This is a genomic window from Mesorhizobium waitakense, from assembly GCF_056431085.1.
On sequence record NZ_JBWKME010000069.1, the window covers coordinates 58302 to 77897 of the forward strand.

A 19596-nucleotide genomic window follows, 5' to 3' on the forward strand; every position below is an offset into this window, starting at 1 on the left:
GGGCACGTGGCAATTCAGATTCAGAACCGCGGCGGCTCCCGTCCTGCCCCAGCGGGATTGTCCGCGCCCAGCCGTGCGCTAAGGTCGTGCGCCGCGGCACTGGTTTGCGTTGCCGTTTTCTCGGGAATGATCAATCTGCTTGGTCTGACCGGCTCGCTCTACATGCTTCAGGTCTATGACCGTGTCCTGCCTTCGCACAGCATTCCGACCCTGACAGTGCTCTCGATCGCCATGGCGGGACTTTACATCGCCTATGGTCTGCTTGATCTCCTGCGGCTCAGGCTGCTTGCACGGATCGGCAGGCGTTTCGACACCAGCCTGCAACCCGCTGTCTTCGCTCTCTCGGTCTCGCTCCCTCTCAGGTCCGGTCAGGAAGGCACACGCCTTCAGCCGATCGGCGATCTCGACCAGATACGCAGCTTCATTTCGGGATCGGGCCCGACAGCCTTCTTCGATCTGCCCTGGCTGCCCTTCTATCTGGTCGGCATCTTTTTCCTCCACCCGCTGCTTGGAGCGCTCGCGACGGCCGGCGCGATCGTGAGCGTCTTGCTGACACTGGTTGCCGAAGGGCTTAGCCGGGGACCCGCCAAACGGGCGATGGAATCGTCCATTTCCCGCAAGCAGCTTTCCGATGCCGGGCGTCGCAATGCCGAGGTGGTGCGCGCGCTTGGCATGGGACGTCGCATCAGCGGTCTCTGGCAGGATCGGAGCGAAGCGTATCTTGCCAATCAGTTGCGCATTTCCGATGTCGTCGGCGCGACCGGGACCGTCTCGCGGACGTGGCGAATGATCTTGCAATCGCTGATGCTCGGACTTGGCGCTTACCTGGTGATCGAAGGCGAGGCATCGCCCGGCATCATGATTGCGACGTCGATCATGCTCGCCAGGGCACTGTCGCCCGTCGATCTCGTCATCGCCAACTGGCGCCCCTGGGTTTCCACCAGACAGAGCTATGGCCGGCTCAAACAGATGCTGCGCAACGCCGATGCACGAGAAGCGCCTCTAACGCTTCCACGGCCTCGGGAGACACTGTCGGTCGAGGCGGTCTCGGTCGGTGCTCCCGGCCAGCAAAAACCAATCATCCAGAATGTGGCGTTCTCCTTGCAGGCGGGAGCCGGGCTGGGCATCATCGGAGCAAGTGCGTCAGGCAAGTCCACGCTGGCGCGTGCGCTCGTCGGTGCATGGACCCCTCTCCGCGGCACTGTGCGTCTTGATGCGGCCGCACTCGATCAATTCGATGAAGAAGCGCTTGGACGGGACGTCGGCTACCTGCCGCAGGACATCGAGTTGTTTGAGGGCACCGTTGCCGAGAACATCAACCGCTTCAACGCCAACGCGAGCGCGGATGCGGTTGTTGCGGCGGCCGAAGCTGCCGGGGTCAAACAGATGATCCTCCGGCTGAGCGACGGTTTCCAGACGCGCATCGGCGAAGGCGGCTCAGCACTTTCCGGAGGCCAGCGTCAGATGGTCGGTCTGGCGAGGGCATTGTATGGCGATCCGTTCCTCGTGGTCTTAGACGAGCCGAATTCCAACCTGGACGGCGAAGGCGACATCGCCCTCGGCGCAGCCATAAAGGGCGTGCGCGATCGAGGTGGCATCGTCGTCGTCATCGCACATCGGCCCGCAGCGTTGGCGAATATCGATACCGTGCTGGTCATGGCCGGCGGAATGGTGCAGGCGATGGGACCGCGGGACGAAGTGCTGGCAAAGATGACGCGCCCAGCCAATGTCCGGCCGGAACAGGCCCCGGGCGGCGAACGCGCACCAACCGTCGTCACCTTGCATGACAGGCGGCCATGATGAGCCTCGCACCCACGCAAACGGCCGACCTGACGCGTTCGCACGCACCAGCCCTGCCGGCATTGCAACGCTCGTCGATGCGTGGTGACGGAGTTCGATGGACCATTGGATCCGGCCTCGTCGTTGTCGCGGCACTTGTTGGCGGCATCGGCATCTGGGCCGGGACCACCTCCCTTGCCGGTGCGGTTATCGCCAGTGGAACGGTGGTGGTGGAATCGAATGTGAAGAAGGTACAGGAGCAGACTGGCGGAACCGTCCGCGAAATCCTTGTGCGAAATGGCGACAAGGTTACGGCCGGCCAGGTCCTGGTTCGCTTCGACGACATGGTGGCACGCGCAAATCTCGGCATCGTCGGCCAACAGCTGGACCGTGCCCTGCTGCAGATGACCCGCCTGGAGGCAGAGACCATTGGCCGCGACGAGATGATCGTCCCGGCCGATCTGTCCGCCCGGGCCAGCGATCCCGCAATGGCGATCCTCATCGCGGGGGAAAACGCGCTGCATCGAAGCAACATGACGCTTCTGGAAAGCCAGAAGGCGCAGCTGGGAACCCGCAACGATCAATATCGCGAACAGATCGAAGGCCTCAAGGCCCAGCGCGCCGCGGCCCTGGAAGCTCTTGACCTGGCGACCACTGACCTCGTCATCATCCAGGATCTCTACGCCAAGAGGTTGGCATCGCTGGATCGCCTGACCGCTTTGAAAACGCAGACCATCCAGCAGAAGGGCGAGGCCGGAAGGCTCCTGGCCGCGATCGCCGAAGTGGAAGGGCGCATCAGCGAGAATGCGCTGGCCAGCATCCAGCTCGACAACGACTTCCGTAAAAGCGCCAACGCCGACTTGCGCGAGGCCGAAGGCAAGGAGGCCGAATTGATCGAGCGCAAGCAAGTGGCCATGGACCAGTTGGACCATATGACGACAAAGGCCCCGCAATCAGGCGTCGTGCAGGAGCTTGCGATCCACACGGTTGGCGGCGTTGTCGCGTCTGGCGAGACCATGATGCTGATCGTGCCTCAGACGGACGATCTGGTGATCGATGCCCAGGTTCCGCCCTTGCGCATCGACGACGTCAGCCTTGGCCAGGCGGTCGTTATCCGCTTCTCGGCCTTCGATCGCAACACCACGCCGGAGTGTCATGGGACGGTCGATCGGATCTCCCCCGATCTGGTCAAAGACACGGCCAACCGGACTGCCTATTACGAGGCCCGCATCAACATTACAGACGAGGCGGTCTGCCTGAAAACGGCAACCCGGCTCATTCCGGGCATGCCTGCCGAATTGCATATCCAGACCGGTGACCGCACTGTCTGGTCCTATCTGATGAAACCCATCACCGATCAGCTCTCCCGGGCCTTCAGGGAATAATTGCCCTCGAGATCGCTGGCGCGGGTACCTTCAGTTCGGTCCGATCGTCAGCGCGAAGCACCGGGCCAACGGTTTCAGACTGGCCCGCGAACGGGCCTACCCCTGCCCTGTCAACAGCGACTGACGTTTGCCCTGCGGCCGTTTTTCAAAAACCACAATGCTGTCATAGACGCAGATCGAGTCTGTTGCATGGGTGAAGGCATTCGGCGGCAAGGCGCCGCGCGCGTGATGCGCGTTGATCTCGTCGAGCTTTCCCTTGACGAATTCCATGAACGATCCCGGCTTGCGCAGCCCTCCGCCATAGTCGTCCCAATAGCTCGTATGCGTGTCCTCGACGAAGTAGACGCCGTTCGGCTGCACATGATGGTAGAGATGCTCGAAGGTCGCGATGACATGATCCATCATGTGGCTGCCATCATCGATGACGATGTCGATGGGGCCATATTTCTCGACGATCCGATCGAGCAGTCGAGGGTCGTCCTGACTTCCAATGAAGACCTCGACCCCTTCGGACTCGTGCGCCTTGCATGCAGGATCGATGTCTACTCCGACGATTCGCGCGCCCTCGCCGAAATAAGCACGCCACATGTCGAGCGATCCGCCCTTGTAGACGCCGATTTCAACAACGACCGGCCTCCGGTTTCTGAACCGTTCGAAGTGGCGCTCGTAGACGTCGAAATAGTGCAGCCACTTGTAAATCTCCTTGCCGCTGTTGTTCAAAAAGTACTGATGCAGGAACCCGCCCATCATAGCCTCTTCATCAGCTTGGCAATTTGCCGCCGCCAGCCGCCTTGATAGTGATTTGCCACCGCTTTGCCGACGAGGTTGGCCCTGATCCGCGCAAGCACCGGCTCCCATTCGTTTGCGACCAGGCCAAGCGCTTCGCCAAGCCTTGCCTCGATCTCGGCAAACTCCATGTTTGCAAAGCGTTGGCCGGCGTCGGCGATCCACGAACGATCATATCTGCCCTTGCCGAAGCCGGATATCACGGTGAGCCCGGTCCAGGGCGTTGCAATGGTGAACACGTCGAGGTCGGGGCGCAGCGTCTTGAGCGCCGGAACCAGTTTCCAGACGTCGCCGGTGTGGAACTGCGTCGTCGGCGGAACCTTTTGCGTCGCGTCGTCCAGGGCTGCGGTGTCGTGCACGAGCAGAACCGAGCCGGCGTCGCAGTAGCGTTCAAGGTTCGCAAAATCGCGCAGCACCTGGTCGAAAGTGTGCAGACCGTCGATGAACCCGACACCGACCGGGCGGCCGGCAAGCAGGGAGTCCGCTCCACCGCGATCGAAGAAGGCGTCACTCGTCTCCGGAAAAATGTGCGTTTGCGCGCCGAGCGCCACCGTGGCGCGTGGATTGGGATCGATGCCTATTGCGAGGGTTGGTGCCTTCACCTTGGAAAGCGACACGCCGTCAAAGACGCCTATCTCCACCACCACGGCGGGCTTCAGTTCTGCGTAAAGACGCTCCAGCCAGTCGTAGTAGGAAGGCCCCGACATCCGCGTGCTGGCCAGGCCGGCATGGGCACCCACGCTATCGGCGGCAAGCGCCAAGGCGTTGCGGTATTGAATGTCGGCGGTTTCGTTCTCGCCGATGACACGGTGCGCATCGCCGATCGCCGTGAAATAGGCGGCATCCCGATGCTCATTGTACCGCGAAAGAAGGCCGGAGGACAAAAGCACGCGTGACGTTGCCAACTCGGCGGGTGCATGGCTGCTTGCCATGCGAGCGACGTCTGCCGCCGCCTTGTAGTTCCCGCGCTCCCACTCGACCTTGGCCAACTCGACAAGCGCCGCGGCTGCCTGGTTGGTCGGCGCGGGTTCTTCCGACGGCTTCAGTTGCGCCCTGAAGCCCGCGGCCGTGGCTGGGCCGGCGCCGTGTGGAGACACAATCAGGGCGCGGGCAAGGTGCGGCGCAAGCGCTGGAGGCAGCGATCCCACGAAAGCCGAGGGGGCGTGAAAGCTAAAGTCCGCGCGACCCCTCAACGCGTCCCTTTCGGCCTTCCAGAGGAGCCAATGCTTGGGCTGCTCGACGTTTGCGTTGGTGGCGACACCCCCGTGCAACTGGTGAAATGTAGCCTCCCCCAGGGTGAGGATGAGCTTTGCCCGCGGCATCTCCATCGCACGTTCGAGCGTATCGATGTTGACGAAGCCGCCTCCCGGATAGGTGAAGCGCTCATCCATGCCACCGATCGCCTGCCAGCTTTCCCGGCTCATGAACAGGGCATTGGCTTCGGATATCGGCGTGAACCACGGATCGACCGACGATTCATCCATCGTCCCGATCTCGAACAGACGGTACCCATCTTCCGGCCATCGGATCGATTGCAAAAGCGAATCCTCGATGGCCTTCGTATAGCCATTGCTGCGAGCATTCACCTGGGTGTCGCTGCCAAGATACCAGCCAGGCGCGGCCACGACTGCCGTCGGCGCCATGCCCAGGCCGATGCGAGCGAAATGCACCAAGCCGGGTGTCACGATCCGCGCGCCGTCGATCATCACGCCGATGTTGTCCCCCCTCGCCTCCCTTATCCCGCGATTGACGGCAGCCGCGGGCGACGGCAATGCGTCGTCGATGCGCAGCAGGCGAAAGTTCGGCCCATAGTCCGCAACCAGCCCCTCGCCAACGGCCGGTGACGATCCGTTGTCGACGACGATGACCTCGTAATCATCCGTCGTCACGTCTTGCTGGTAGGGCGATGCGAGCGAACGCAAGGTTCGCGGCAGTTCTCGGGGAATGTTGTAAGCGACAACAACGACGGACAGGGTGTTCGTTTTCATCGCGATTCCGTGGCTCAGTTGTCAGCCATTGGCTTCTGCCACCAACCGCCCGTCCAGTCTATCTCGTGGATCTCGGCTTTGATGCCGTTGCGCGCGCGGTAGTCGTCGACCGCTTGCCGGCATGGCCCAAACGCCATGTCATCGATGATCGCGAACCCGCCGGGCGAGAGCCTTGGATAAATCGCTTCGAGGCTGTCCATCGTCGACTCGTACATATCGCCGTCCAGTCGAATCAGGGCGAATGGACCGGCTTTCAGGCCAGGCAAGGTGTCCCCGAACAGGCCTTTGACGAAGACCACCTGGTCGTCCAGGAGGTCATAGGCGGCAAAGTTTGATTCGACCTGTGCCTGATCAATCGCCAGCTGCCGGTATTCGTGCAGCCTGTCACCCAGGTCGGCCGGAAAATTCTCGGGGTCCGGCGGCGGCAAACCGTCGAACGAGTCCGCGACATACACCTTCCTGTCCGTGATCCCGTTGGCGGCCAGAACACCTTTCATCAGGATACAGCAGCCACCGCGCCAGACGCCGGTCTCGATCAAATCCCCGGGCACGTTCTCGTCGATGACGCGCTGGACGAGGTCGCGGACATTTGTCAGGCGCCTGACGCCCGCCATGGAGTGAGCAACCGTCGGCCAATCGCGACCCACGAGGCGATCCTCGCGATTGAAGGGGGTCGACTCTCCGATTTTCGAGGGATCGATCACCTGCGAACCAGAGCCGTAGATCGTGTTGGCGATGATCTTGATCAGGAGATCAGTATAGAGGCGGTTCATCGTCGACCTTTCAAGGCGCTCAACAGTTCCATGGCGAAATACGCTGTTGCGGATATCCAGCCGAAGTGCAACAGGATTTGCTCGATTCAACCAGTCGCGCCATGCAAGCAAGCGGCGAATAATTGTCCGATGGGAGCCCTGAATGCTAACCGCCAATCAAGCGATGGGCATGATCGAGACGCTCGACATTGCTGTTTTCCAGGTCGATACCGGAAGCACGCTCAGTGACCGCACAAGTTTCCTGCGCGTGCAGAACTTCACTCGATCGACGCTCGGCCGATACGTCTATCTCGAGGTTGGCTCAGACATCGGCGGCAGCCTGTTGCCGCATTTGATCGATCCGGCCTGCGAGGCGGTGATATCGGTCGATCTGCGGCCGGCGACCCAGCCCGACGAACGCGCCGAGGTTTTTCACTACCCTGACAACACGGCGGCCCGGATGGTTGCCTTGCTGTCGGACAAGCTTCCGCCCGACGCAATGGCCAAGCTGACCACTATCGATAGCGACGTCTCCAATGTGCCGCCCCAGTCGATCGAGACCAAGGCGACGCTCACGCTGATCGACGCGGAGCACACCAACACGGCCTGCTTTTCGGACTTTGTCGGCGTTCTCCGGCTTATGAAGCCGGACTGCATCATTTCCTTCCACGACGCCAACCTGATCGCGGACGCCATTGTCAATGCGGAGCGCTTTCTCGATCATCTCGGCATCGAGCATGAGACTGCGTTTCTTCCCGACACCGTCGCCGTCATGGGCCTCGGCAGGCTCGCATCCGCGGTCCGGGATCAGCTCCAGCCTCATGCCTTGGACCGGGAGACTTCCCTGGACCGCTGGCAACGGCAGCTATGGTCTCACATAGCCAGCGTGCACTCGCGGCAAAACGATGCCGAGCTGGAGCACCTGCGCTCGGACAATTCGCGGCTGGTCGAGGAGATTGAACATGCGCGAAAGGCAAGCCGGGACGCACAGGCTCGCCAGGACGCCATAACCTCCAGCACGACCTGGCGTGCATCCGCCCCGGTAAGGGCGGTGGTCGATCGCATCAAACGCGGCTTTGCGCGCTAAACTAGCGAATCACCGTTTTTCCGCGGGTGACACGAAAGCAGGGCGATAGAGGCGGGTGAATGGATATCTTTGGTATCAAGGCGCTTTTGATCTGCGCGCTGATCTTCATTCCGTTCGAACAGCTGTTTGCCGAGCGGCCGCAAAAGATCCTCCGCGAGGGCTTTGCCGTCGATGTGATCTACCTGCTGTTCAACAGCTTCATCGTAAAGGCAGCCGTTGTTTTGATGGCCGCCGGTGTCCTCGGCCTGGCGGCAATGCTTGTCCCGCAATCGATAACGCAAGCCGTCGGCGGCCAGCCCGTCTGGCTACAGGTTGCGGAAATCATCCTGATCACCGATCTCGGCGTCTATTGGGCACATCGCGCCTTCCACAAAATCCCTGCTCTTTGGAAGTTCCATGCCATTCACCACGGCATCAAGGAGTTGGACTGGCTCGGTGCCTTCCACTCTCACCCGGTCGACATCATAGTCACGAAGGCAATATCGCTGACGCCAATCTTTTTCCTTGGGTTCTCGGAAGCCTCGATCGCCATCTTTTCGATAATCTATTTTTGGCACACGATGTTGGTCCATTCGAACATGCGGATTCCGTTCGGCCCCTTGAAGTGGCTGATCGCCAGCCCGCAGTTTCATCGCTGGCACCATGCCAATCAGCGCGAAGCCTATGATAAGAACTTCGCCGGGCAGTTGCCCTTCCTCGACGTGATGTTCGGTACCTATAATGCTACCGGCAACAAGGTGCCGGAGAAGTACGGCGTCGATGATCCGGTCCCTTCGACCTACTTTGGTCAGATCGGCTATCCGCTCCAGCCCCGCAAGCAGCTATCTAGTCCAGCAGCACCGACCACTGAAGCGGAAGGCTGACGTCGTAAGGCGTCGAGACAGGTTTGCTTCCACCTTCGCAAGCGCCACTATGGTTCTTTGAAAGAGAAAACCCCACCGGCAGGGACCAGAGGGGTCATCTTGGGAGGACGCGTCACGCTGCGTTCGTCAATCGCGCATTGGTTAATTATCGCGCGATTGCGACACTGATGCGACACTAGTACATCAGTCGGCTCTAATTTTCCGGACGGCTGCGCCACTTTTCATGATCAAAGGCCGCGTTGTCGAGCTCGCAGGGTTCCATGTCCTCAACGGAGAGCTGTTCGGCAAAGGAGGCTGTCTCCTGCTGTGCGCTGGCAGGAAGGCTTTTTGCGCCGAATCGGCTAAGTCTCCTGTGTATGAACGAGACCTCACTTTATGTGCCGGTGAAGCGGTTCCTCGAAAGCCTCGACTTTGTCGTGAAGGGTGAGATCGGTGGCTGCGACATCGTCGCGTTGCGCGACGGAGAGCCGCCCATCGTCGTCATCTGCGAACTGAAGCTGCAGTTCAATCTTGAACTCGTGCTGCAGGGCGTGGACCGCGCGACGGCCTGCGACGAGGTGTGGCTGGCCGCGCGCATGTCGGCCCGGGGCAAGGGACGCGAAAGCGATGCGCGGTTTCGCAATCTCTGCCGCCGGCTTGGCTTCGGCTTGCTTGGCGTGACCGCGAGCGACCGGGTCGAGGTGCTTCTCAGCCCGATCGCCGTGGCGCCGCGCAAGAATGCGCGCCGGCGCTCTCGCCTGGTCGACGAGCACCAGCGCCGTCGCGGCGATCCCGTTGCGGGAGGAGGATCGCGCAATCCGATCATGACCGCCTATCGCCAAAGCGCGCTTGCCTGCGCCGCCGCCATGGCGGACGGACCCAAGCGCCCGCGTGATCTGACGGCGCTGACGCCGATCGCGCCGAAGATTCTGCGGCACAATGTCTATGGTTGGTTCGCGCGCGTCGACCGCGGCCTCTACGATCTCACGGATGCCGGCCGTGCCTCGTTGGTCCGTTGGCCGCAACCATCGCATGATGAATCTCGACACGCAATTTTGAACGAACCGGCCATTTGATTGAAGGGTCCTGCAGGCTTCGGGGCCCTCCCCTTGGTTGATTTTTCCGGTAAAATATGATGCTTGTCCCACCCATGAAGAAGCTCTGCATGATGGCCCTGGCGTCCGTGACACTGGGTTTTGCGTCTGTGACACTGGGTTTCCCGGCCAACGCAATGGACAATGCCTTGCGCGCCGGCCTGTTGAAACTCGATCCCCAAACCCGTCTTGAACAGCGTTGTGACGCCGAAGTGCTCGACCGGATCACCCATGACGATCGCAAGTTCAAGGCGGATCGCGTCGTTGCCTACGCGTTCGCGACGCCCGAGATGGGCGCCGATGCAATCAGAAGTCCGGGTGCTGCATTTCGCAGCAAGGGGCAATGGTACCGGTTGAAATTCAAATGCCAGACGGCGCCCGACCATATGGAAGTATTGCAGCTCCGCTATCGGATCGGCGACGAGATTCCGGAAGCCGAGTGGGCAAAGTATAATCTCTACGATTGATTGGCAGTCGGCGGCGGTTCTGCCCGGCTACGGGCGCGTGCGGCGGCTCCCTCAACGCGGCTTCAGTGCAAAGATGGTTTGATCACGTCGCCGTGAGTGATCCCTTGACGCCAAGGGACCACCAAGTTAGGGCCCTCCTGGATAATCGACGAATACTCGGCAAATCAGCAAGGGCTTCCGGTCGATGGACATTTTCAGCGCTGCCAGCCTGACCGCCCTGCTCCAGGTCATCGCCATCGACCTCGTGCTTGCTGGCGACAATGCGATCGTCATCGGCCTTGCCGCTGCCGGCCTGCCGGCCGAACAACGCAAGAAGGCGATCCTCATCGGCGTGCTGGCGGCAACGGTGCTGCGCATCGGCTTTGCCGCGGTTACCGTCAAGCTGCTGGCGATCGTCGGCCTGCTGCTGGCCGGCGGCATCTTGCTGCTGTGGGTCTGCTGGAAGATGTACCGCGAGCTGCGCACATCGCATGCCGACGAGCTGGAAGCGACCGAGGCGCTGTCGAACTCTGATCTCAACAGCGACAAGATGGTGGCCGGCAAGACCAAGCGCAAGACGCTCGGCCAGGCAGCGTTGCAGATCGTCGTCGCTGACGTGTCGATGTCGCTCGACAACGTGCTGGCGGTCGCGGGCGCCGCGCGCGATCATTTTCCGGTGTTGGTCATCGGCCTCGTGCTGTCGATTGCGCTGATGGGGCTCGCCGCGACTTTCATTGCCAAGTTGCTGCATCGCCACCGCTGGATCGCCTATATCGGCCTGCTGATCATTCTCTATGTGGCAGTGGACATGGTCTACCGTGGTGCGGTGGAAGTCTGGCCGCATGTAAACAACGTGGTCAGCTGAGGCGGCTGCCGGCTGCGTCTTCGATCAGGAAGAGCATGGTCGCAAGCGCAGTCGCCGTGCGTTTTGCCGCATCGAAGGCGTGCCCATACCAATGCCGCAATAAGTGTGGTACTGCGCCGGCAATCCTGAAAAGCCCGGAAACCCTATATGTCCGCTCCTCGCGTGAGTTTTGTCAGTCTTGGATGCCCGAAAGCCCTTGTGGATTCGGAACGCATCATCACGCGCCTGCGCGCCGAGGGCTACGAGATCGCACGCAAGCATGACGGCGCCGACCTTGTCGTGGTCAACACCTGCGGCTTTCTTGATTCCGCCCGCGACGAGTCGCTCAACGCCATTGGCTCCGCGCTTTCGGAAAACGGCAGGGTCATCGTCACCGGCTGCCTTGGTGCGGAGCCGGACGTCATTCGCGAGAGGCACCCCAATGTGCTGGCTATCACCGGGCCGCAGGCCTATGAGAGCGTGATGGCCGCCGTTCACGAAGCCGCCCCACCTTCGCACGATCCCTATATCGACCTGCTGCCGCCGCAAGGCGTCAAGCTGACCCCGCGCCACTACGCCTATCTCAAGATTTCCGAAGGCTGCAACAACCGCTGCACCTTCTGCATCATCCCGGCGCTGCGTGGCGACCTCGTCTCGCGGCCCGCGGCCGATGTGCTGCGCGAGGCCGAGAAACTGGCCAAGGCCGGCGTCAAGGAGATCCTCGTCATCTCGCAGGACACCAGCGCCTACGGCATCGACATCAAGTACCAGACCAGCATGTTCGGCGACCGCGAAGTGCGAGCGAAATTCCTCGATCTTTCCGAGGAGCTGGGCAAGCTCGGCATCTGGGTGCGCATGCACTACGTCTACCCCTACCCGCATGTCGCCGACGTCATCCCGCTGATGGCCGACGGCAAGATCCTTCCCTATCTCGACATCCCGTTCCAGCATGCTTCGCCGCAGGTGCTGAAGAACATGCGCCGGCCCGCCCATGGCGAAAAGACACTCGAGCGCATCCGCGGCTGGCGCGAGGTCTGCCCAGATCTCGCCATCCGTTCGACCTTCATCGTCGGCTTTCCCGGCGAAACGGACGACGATTTCGAAATGCTGCTCGACTGGCTCGACGAGGCCAAGATCGACCGCGCCGGCTGCTTCAAATACGAGCCGGTCCGGGGCGCCCGCTCCAACGACCTCGGTCTCGAACAGGTCCCGCAAGAGATCAAGGAAGCGCGCTGGCACCGCTTCATGCAACGCCAGCAGAAGATCTCGGCAAGTCAACTGGCCAAGAAGGTCGGCAAGCGCCTGCCGGTGCTGATCGACGAAGCACACGGCACATCGGCAAAGGGCCGCACCAAATACGACGCGCCCGAGATCGACGGCTCGGTGCATATCCAGTCGCGCCGTCCGCTGCGTGCCGGCGACATCGTCACCGTCAAGATTGACCGCGCCGACGCCTATGACCTCTACGGTTCGGCGGTCTGACGCGGCCGTATTTACTACACCTGGCGATAGTTCAGCCCGCTTAACCCGTTCAGCCGCGATCCGCAGTATGGTTTCCAGACCGTAAATGCGGAAATTCGGATGGACGTCAGACCTGCCAGCCAGGATCACATCGCGACGCTGGACCTGCTCAGGCTGGCGGCGGCGCTGGCGGTCGTGCTCTTCCACTATTTCTTTCGCGACGCGGCCGCCGAAGGCTTCCTTGGCGAGGGGTATCCACGTGCAGCACCGTTCGCCATCCATGGCTATCTCGGCGTCAATCTGTTCTTTCTGATCAGCGGTTTCGTCATTGCCTGGTCGGCGGAAAACCGCCGCTGGACCAGTTCGCGATCGCACGTTTCGTTCGCCTCTATCCGGGTTTCCTGCTCTGCATGACGATCACTTTCGCGATTGTCGTGCTTGCCGGCACACCGCTGCTTCCGGCCTCGTTCGCCCAGTATGGCGCCAATCTGACGATGTTCGCGCCAGCCTTCGGCCAGCCTTTCGTGGATGGCGTCTACTGGTCGATCGTTCTTGAACTGGTTTTCTACGGTTGGGTGACGCTGGCCCTGTTCACCGGGCTGTTACAGAGACACAAGCTGGAATTGATCTTCATCTGGCTGGCGATCTCGGCCTTGAACGAATTCTTCCTCGGCAGCGGCGCGGCAAGGGTGCTGTTTGTCACCGAGTTCGGGCCGTTCTTCGCCGCCGGCGTGCTGGTCCACCACCTCCACGCACATGGCCGTTCCCTGCCGGCCTTGCTGCTGCTTGCGGCATCGTTCCTGATCTCATGCGGCACACTGTCCGTGACGCAGCACTGGATGCAGGATCACTATGGTATCGCCGTTTCGTCGGCCATTCTCGTCGTCGCCAATGTCGTCATGCACGCGGCCTTGATCGGCGCGGTCCTGTTGCGTCATCGCGTGCGGTCATCGGCGCTCACCCTGGCGCTGGGTGGGCTGACCTACCCACTCTATCTCCTGCACCAGAACATCGGTTATCTCGTCATCAATGCCGCAGCACCGCTGGTCGGCAAATGGTTTGCTGCCCTTGGCTGCATCGCACTCATGCTCCTTGTTTCGTGGGCGATCTGGCGCACCTGCGAGCGACCGGCGCAGCGACTGCTCAGGATTTGGCTGGGCCGCGCGGTCGATTTCGGGTTGGCGAGGTTTCGTCGCACCCAGGCCGCGACGCAACCAGCGGAATGAAAAAGGGCGCCCTGCGGCGCCCCTCTCCTTTTTGGTATCTCGCGCCGCTTACTGCGGTAGCTTGTCGTCGACGCCCTTCACGTAGAAGTTCATGCCGAGCAGCGTGCCGTCATCGGCGACTTCGCCATCCTTCAACCACGGCGTGCCGTCCTGCTTGGCGATAGGTCCGGTGAAGGGGTTCCAGCCGCCGGCGATCTTCTTCTCGGTGGCTTCGGCCATCGCCTTCACGTCGTCGGGCATGTTGGTGAAGGGGGCGAGCTTGACCGCGCCGTCCTTGATACCGAGCCAGACATTATCCGGCTTCCAGGTGCCGTCGAGGGCCGCCTGGACCCGGCTGATGTAGTACGGACCCCATTCGTCGGTGAGCGAGGTCAGCTGCGCGTTCGGCGCGAACTTGATCATGTCGGAGGACTGGCCGAAGCCGTGCAGCTTGCGCTCCTCGGCCACCTGCAGGGCAGCGGTCGAATCGGTGTGCTGGACGACGATGTCGGCGCCCTGGTCGAACAGCGCCTTGGCGGCGTCGGCTTCCTTGCCCGGATCGAACCATGAGTTCACCCAGACGATCTTGGCCTTGAAGTTCGGGTTGATCGACTGTGCGCCGAGCATGAAGGAATTGATGCCCATCACCACTTCGGGGATCGGGAAGGAAACGATGTAGCCGGCGACGCCGGCCTTCGATTCCTTGGCGGCGATCTGGCCGAGCACATAGCGGCCTTCATAGAAACGCGCATTGTAGATGCCGAGATTGTCGCCGGTCTTGTAGCCGGTTGCGTGCTCGAACATCACCTTTGGGAATTTCTTGGCGACCTTCACTTCCGGGTCCATGAAGCCGAAGGAGGTGCCGAAGATGATCTTGCAGCCTTCGCGCGCCAGACGCTCGAAAGCACGGTCGGCATCGGGGCCTTCGGAGACGTTTTCGAGATAAGCGGTTTCGACCTTGTCGCCGAGTGCCTTCTCCACCTCGAGACGGCCCTGGTCGTGCTGGTAGGAATAGCCGAAATCACCGATCGGGCCGGTGTAGACCCAGCAAGCCTTCAATTTGTCGGCTGCCTCTGCGGACGCCGCCAGCGAAACTGCCGCTGTCGTGGTCATCAGGGCAATAAGCAGTTTTTTCATTGTGTTACCTCTCTGTGTTAAGCCTTGGAGCTTCCCGTTTGTTTTTATTGTCAACGATCCGGAACGAATGGCTGCCCCAAGGAAGCCGGCGTGTTCATCATCGTCAGACGCTTGTTGCGCGAGATTAGAACGAGAACCACGACGGTTGCCAGATAGGGTAGCGAAGAAAGAAACTGCGACGGCACTGGAATGCCAAAAGCCTGTGCATGAAGCTGACCGATCCACACCGCGCCGAAGATGTAGGCGCCGGCCAGCACCCGCCATGGCCGCCACGAGGCGAACACCACCAGCGCCAGCGCGATCCAGCCGCGGCCGGCGGTCATGTTCTCGACCCATTGCGGCGTGTAGACAAGCGAGAGGTGGCCGCCGGCCAGACCGGCACAGGCGCCGCCGAAGATCACCGCGAGATAACGATAGCGGATGACCTGGATGCCCAGGGCATGGGCTGACGTGTGGCTGTCGCCGATCGAGCGCAGCGTCAGTCCGGTACGGGTCTTGAACAGGAACCACATGACGGCCGCGGTCAGCGCGATCGAGATGTAGAAGATCGGATCCTGCCCGAACAGCAATCTGCCGACGACGGGGATCGAGGTCAGCCCGGGGATGTCGAGGTTGGGCAGCCGTTCGCCGGGCTGGCCAACAAAGCTCGTCCCCATCATGCCGGAGAGGCCGAGGCCGAGCAGCGTCAGCGACAGGCCCGTCGCCACCTGGTTGGTGGCCAGCGACAGCGTCATGACGGCAAACAGCAGCGAGAACACCGCCCCCATGGCGATAGCCGCCAGGAGGCCGATCCAGGGTGATCCCGTGAGATAGCTGGCGCCGAAGCCGCCGACGGCGCCCATGATCATCATGCCCTCGACGCCGAGATTGAGCACGCCGGAGCGCTCGACCACCAGTTCGCCGATGGCGGCGATCAGCAGCGGCGTTGCCGCCGTGGCGATGGTCAGAAGGATGTTTATGGTGATGTCCATCAACGGGCTTCCTTCAACTTTGGCGCGGCTTCGAGTTTCGCAGCGCTTTCCGGTTTGGTCAGCGCCAGGCCGATCAGGCGAATGCGGTAGTGAATGAGCGTGTCGCAGCCGAGCACGAAGAACAGCAGCATGCCCTGAAACACCCGCGCCACCTTGTCGGAGATGCCGAGCGCGCTTTGCACGGCTTCACCGCCGAGATAGGTCAGCGCCAGCACCAGGCCGGCGGCGACGATGCCGAGTGGATTGAGGCGGCCAAGAAACGCCACGATGATGGCGGTGAAGCCGTAGCCGGGCGAAATGACAGGCTGCAGCTGGCCGATGGCGCCCGAAACTTCCGAGATGCCGGCAAGCCCGGCCAAGGCGCCCGACAGCAGGAAGGCAAAGAACACCATGCGGTTGAGGCCGAAGCCGGCGAAACGCCCTGCCCGTGGGCTTGAGCCCAGCACACGCACCTCAAAACCCTTCAGCATGCGGCTCATCAGGATCCAGACCAGCACGGCGGCGACCAGCGCGAAGACGAAACCCCAGTTTGCGCGTCCGGCGTCGGGCATAAGCTCCGGCAGCACGGCCGAGTCGCTGAACTGAATGGTCTGCGGGAAACCATGGCCCTGCGGATCGCGCCACGGTCCGCGCACCAGCCAGTCGAGGAAGAGCTGGGCGACATAGACCAGCATCAGGCTGGTCAGGATCTCGTTGGTGCCGAAGCGGGTCTTGAGCAGAGCCGGGATCGCCGCATAGACCGCGCCGCCGACCATGCCTAGCAACAGCATCAGCGGCAGCACCAGAGGGCCCTCGAACTCAGGGAACAGCACCGGAATGATCGAGCCGACAATGCCGCCGAGGATGAACTGGCCTTCGGCGCCGATGTTCCAGATGTTCGCCTTGTAGCAAACCGACAGGCCGACAGCGATCAGGATCAAAGGCGCTGCCTTGATCGCCAGTTCATGCAATTGCCAGACTTGGCTGATCGGCTCGATGAAGTAGATCCGGAATGCGGTCAACGGGTTGACGCCGAGCAGCGCGAACATGATGGCGCCGGCGATGATCGTCAGCGCGAAGGCGATGAATGGCGACAGGGCCGAGAACAGCACGGAGCGCTGCGGGCGTTTGACGAGTTCGAGGCGCATCATGCCGTCTCCAGCGTATGTTCGGCGTGGCCGGGCTCGGCCCCACCCATCAGCAAGCCAACCTTCTCGAAGGTTGCCTCGGCGATCGGCATCGGCCTCGACAGCTGGCCATTGTGCATGACCGCGATGGCATCCGATATCTCGAACAGCTCGTCGAGATCCTGGCTGATAACCAGCACCGCCGATCCGCTGCGCGACAGCTCGATCAGGGCTTGCCTTATATGGGCGGCAGCGCCCGCGTCGACGCCCCAGGTCGGCTGGTTGACCACCATGACGCTTGGCCGGCGGTCGAGTTCGCGGCCAACGATGAATTTTTGCAGATTGCCGCCCGAAAGCGCCGCGGCCTCAGGATCCGGCGCGCTCTTGCGCACGTCCATCGCCTCGATGATGCGTTGGGAGGCGGCGTAGATGGCGCCACTCCTGACCACTCCACCGGTGCCGACAAAGGCCTTGCCGTCGGTGGCATGGCGCGACAGCAGCAGATTCTCGGAAAGCTTCATGCGCGGCGCCGCACCATGGCCGAGGCGCTCTTCGGGCACAAAGGCAGCACCCAGCAAGCGGCGCCCGGTGATGGTGAGGCCACCCGCATCCTTGCCGCGAATGCGCACCGAGGCGCCATCCTGCTGCAGCATCTCGCCGGAAACGGATTCGAAGAACTCGCCCTGGCCGTTGCCGGCGACACCGGCAATGCCGATCACCTCGCCGGCGCGGACATTCAGGCTGATGCCCTTGAGCGGTATGGAGAACGGCGTTGCCGGCTTGCGGGTGAGGTTGCGGATCTCGAGCAGCGGCTGCGCCTTGTCGATCCCCTCGACCGGCGCACGCACCACGGCCTGCACTTCGTTGCCGACCATCATGCGGGCCAGCGACGAGGCTGTTTCCTCGCGCGGATTGCAGTGGCCGACCACCTTGCCATGCCGCAACACGGTGGCGCGGTCGCAGATGCGTTTGACCTCTTCAAGCCGGTGCGAGATGTAGAGGATGGATTTGCCTTCCGAGCGCAGACGCTCCAGCGTCTCGAACAGCTTGTCGGCCTCCTGCGGCGTCAGCACCGAGGTCGGCTCGTCCAGGATGATGAGCTGCGGCGTCTGCAGAAGGCAGCGGATGATCTCGATGCGCTGGCGTTCGCCGACCGACAGGTCGCCGACCAGCGATTCCGGATCGAGCGGCAGGCCGTAGCTGTAGGAAAGCGCCCTCGCCTTCGCCGCGATGCTGCTGATCGGTGAACCGTCATCGAGCGACAGCGCGATGTTCTCGGCCGCGGTCAGCGCCTCGAACAGCGAAAAATGCTGAAACACCATGCCGATGCCGAGCTTTTTTGCCGCGCCCGGGCTCGAAATCCTGACCCCCTGGCCGTTCCAGAAAATCTCGCCGGAATTGGGCTCCAGCGAACCGAACAGCATCTTGACCAGCGTCGACTTTCCGGCGCCGTTTTCGCCGAGCAAGGCGTGGATTTCACCCTTGGCGATGTCGAGATCGATATGATCGCACGCCGTCAGTGTGCCGAATATCTTGGTAAGACCACGGACCTCGAGCAGGTTCGTGCCGTCCTGATTTGCACTCACAGTGCCTCCCATCTGGTTAGCCAGATATGTTCTGTGTTCCCGCAAGCATGGTAGGCGCGGCCTGCTCTCATCGGAAAGCGGCTCGCGTCTTGAAAGAGCTTCAAGAATTTCAGCGGAAATTCAAGGGATAGCAAGGCAGAAGGACTAAGGGATGAGAATCGTCGTCCCCGTTGTCCTGCGGCCCTCGAGGTCGGAATGCGCCTTGCCGGCGTCCTTGAGCGCATAGCGCTGGTTGATCTTGATCTCGACGGCGCCACTGAGCACGACCTCGAACAAGGCGGCGGCGGAGGCCTCGAGGTCCTCGCGTTTCGCATTGTAGACGAACAAGGTCGGCCTTGTGGCGAACAGCGAGCCCTTCTGGGCCAGCAATGACATGCTGAACGGCGGGATCGATCCCGAGGACTGGCCGAAGCTGACGAACATGCCGAGCGGCTTGAGGCAATCGAGCGACGCCGGAAACGTGTCGTTGCCGACCGAATCGTAGACGACGTCGCATTTCCCGCCACCGGTTATGGCGGCGACGCCGGCAACGAAATCCTGCTCCTTGTAGTTGATGACGTGATCGAAGCCGTGCGCCTTGGCGAGCTCGATCTTGTCGGCTGAGCTGGCCGTGCCGATGACGGTCGCGCCGAGATATCTAGCCCATTGCCCGAGGATCAGCCCAACGCCGCCTGCCGCGGCATGAAACAGGATCGTGTCGCCTGCCTTCACCTTGAAGGTGCGCCGCAGCAGATACTCGGCGGTCATGCCCTTCAGCATCATCGCGGCCGCCTGTTCGTCGCTGATGCCATCCGGCACCTTGACCACGCGGTCGGCCGCGATGACGCGTTGCTCGGCGTAGGCGCCGCCGACATTCGTCGCATACGCAATGCGGTCGCCCGGCTTCAGCCAGTCGACGTCCTGGCCGACTTCCAGCACCACGCCGGCAGCCTCGCTGCCCGGAACCAGTGGAAATCCGCCAGGCGGCGGATAAAGGCCGGTGCGGTGATAGACATCGATGAAATTGAGGCCGATCGCCGTATGCCGGATCAGGATCTGCCCCGATCCCGGACGGCCGGGATCGGTGTCCTCATAGGTCAGGACTTCCGGGCCACCATTGGCGTGGATGCGGATCGCTTTGGACATGG

The 19596-nt window shown here is 61.9% G+C and carries 16 protein-coding genes and 1 pseudogene; 9 read left to right on the forward strand and 8 right to left on the reverse strand.

Going from position 1 to position 19596, the window contains the following annotated elements; translation table 11 throughout:
• Positions 1–6: 6 nt before the first annotated feature.
• Both AC07FD_RS16245 and AC07FD_RS16250 read left to right on the forward strand, forming a co-directional pair.
• Positions 7–1800, forward strand: coding sequence for a type I secretion system permease/ATPase (locus AC07FD_RS16245; RefSeq protein ID WP_478350666.1), 1794 nt, complete (start codon positions 7–9; stop codon positions 1798–1800).
• Positions 1800–3164, forward strand: coding sequence for an HlyD family type I secretion periplasmic adaptor subunit (locus AC07FD_RS16250; RefSeq protein ID WP_478350667.1), 1365 nt, complete (start codon positions 1800–1802; stop codon positions 3162–3164). The genes AC07FD_RS16245 and AC07FD_RS16250 overlap by 1 nt, the downstream gene beginning before the upstream one ends.
• 96 nt (positions 3165–3260) lie before the next feature.
• On the opposite strand, the gene AC07FD_RS16255 is transcribed toward AC07FD_RS16250, so the two are convergent.
• From AC07FD_RS16255 to AC07FD_RS16265, 3 genes are read right to left on the reverse strand one after another with little or no spacing between them, the layout of a single operon-like run.
• Positions 3261–3914 carry a class I SAM-dependent methyltransferase gene (locus AC07FD_RS16255; protein WP_478350668.1) on the reverse strand — a complete coding sequence of 218 codons (654 nt, stop codon included), beginning with the start codon at positions 3912–3914 and terminating at the stop codon, positions 3261–3263.
• Entirely contained in the window at positions 3911–5938 is a 2028-nt protein-coding gene (locus AC07FD_RS16260; protein ID WP_478350669.1) for a glycosyltransferase, read from the reverse strand. The genes AC07FD_RS16255 and AC07FD_RS16260 overlap by 4 nt, the downstream gene beginning before the upstream one ends.
• A 14-nt stretch (positions 5939–5952) precedes the next feature.
• Positions 5953–6822 carry a TylF/MycF/NovP-related O-methyltransferase gene (locus AC07FD_RS16265; RefSeq protein ID WP_478350670.1) on the reverse strand — a complete coding sequence of 290 codons (870 nt, stop codon included), beginning with the start codon at positions 6820–6822 and terminating at the stop codon, positions 5953–5955.
• A 31-nt stretch (positions 6823–6853) separates the two neighbouring features.
• Between AC07FD_RS16265 and AC07FD_RS16270 the strand changes: the two genes are divergently transcribed.
• From AC07FD_RS16270 to AC07FD_RS16300, 7 genes and pseudogenes are all read left to right on the forward strand, one after another.
• On the forward strand, positions 6854–7777 hold the full coding sequence (locus AC07FD_RS16270; RefSeq protein ID WP_478350671.1) for a class I SAM-dependent methyltransferase: 924 nt from the start codon (positions 6854–6856) through the stop codon (positions 7775–7777).
• A 59-nt stretch (positions 7778–7836) separates the two neighbouring features.
• Positions 7837–8640: a sterol desaturase family protein gene (locus AC07FD_RS16275; protein WP_478350672.1), complete on the forward strand. Its 804-nt coding sequence runs from the start codon at positions 7837–7839 to the stop codon at positions 8638–8640.
• A 356-nt stretch (positions 8641–8996) separates the two neighbouring features.
• Complete coding sequence (locus AC07FD_RS16280; RefSeq protein WP_478350673.1) at positions 8997–9695, forward strand: DUF2161 domain-containing phosphodiesterase; 699 nt, start codon at positions 8997–8999, stop codon at positions 9693–9695.
• A gap of 56 nt (positions 9696–9751) precedes the next feature.
• Complete coding sequence (locus AC07FD_RS16285; protein WP_457154815.1) at positions 9752–10180, forward strand: DUF930 domain-containing protein; 429 nt, start codon at positions 9752–9754, stop codon at positions 10178–10180.
• A 184-nt stretch (positions 10181–10364) separates the two neighbouring features.
• Entirely contained in the window at positions 10365–11024 is a 660-nt protein-coding gene (locus AC07FD_RS16290; RefSeq protein ID WP_478350674.1) for a TerC family protein, read from the forward strand.
• Between the two features lie 147 nt (positions 11025–11171).
• Positions 11172–12485: a 30S ribosomal protein S12 methylthiotransferase RimO gene (gene rimO / locus AC07FD_RS16295; RefSeq protein ID WP_478350675.1), complete on the forward strand. Its 1314-nt coding sequence runs from the start codon at positions 11172–11174 to the stop codon at positions 12483–12485.
• Between the two features lie 99 nt (positions 12486–12584).
• Positions 12585–13690: pseudogene (locus AC07FD_RS16300) on the forward strand (acyltransferase family protein).
• Positions 13691–13738: 48 nt separating this feature from the next.
• Here AC07FD_RS16300 and AC07FD_RS16305 read toward each other — a convergent pair.
• The 5 genes from AC07FD_RS16305 to AC07FD_RS16325 form a co-directional block, all read right to left on the reverse strand.
• On the reverse strand, positions 13739–14806 hold the full coding sequence (locus AC07FD_RS16305) for a BMP family ABC transporter substrate-binding protein (protein ID WP_457153392.1): 1068 nt from the start codon (positions 14804–14806) through the stop codon (positions 13739–13741).
• A 50-nt stretch (positions 14807–14856) separates the two neighbouring features.
• Complete coding sequence (locus tag AC07FD_RS16310) at positions 14857–15777, reverse strand: ABC transporter permease (RefSeq protein ID WP_095091569.1); 921 nt, start codon at positions 15775–15777, stop codon at positions 14857–14859.
• Entirely contained in the window at positions 15777–16907 is a 1131-nt protein-coding gene (locus AC07FD_RS16315; RefSeq protein WP_478350676.1) for an ABC transporter permease, read from the reverse strand. Before AC07FD_RS16315 ends, AC07FD_RS16310 begins: the two co-directional genes overlap by 1 nt.
• Positions 16904–18481 (reverse strand): ABC transporter ATP-binding protein, encoded by a 1578-nt coding sequence (locus AC07FD_RS16320; RefSeq protein WP_478350677.1) that lies wholly within the window; start codon positions 18479–18481, stop codon positions 16904–16906. Before AC07FD_RS16320 ends, AC07FD_RS16315 begins: the two co-directional genes overlap by 4 nt.
• Positions 18482–18613: 132 nt before the next feature.
• Entirely contained in the window at positions 18614–19594 is a 981-nt protein-coding gene (locus AC07FD_RS16325; protein WP_478350678.1) for a quinone oxidoreductase family protein, read from the reverse strand.
• Positions 19595–19596: the final 2 nt, after the last annotated feature.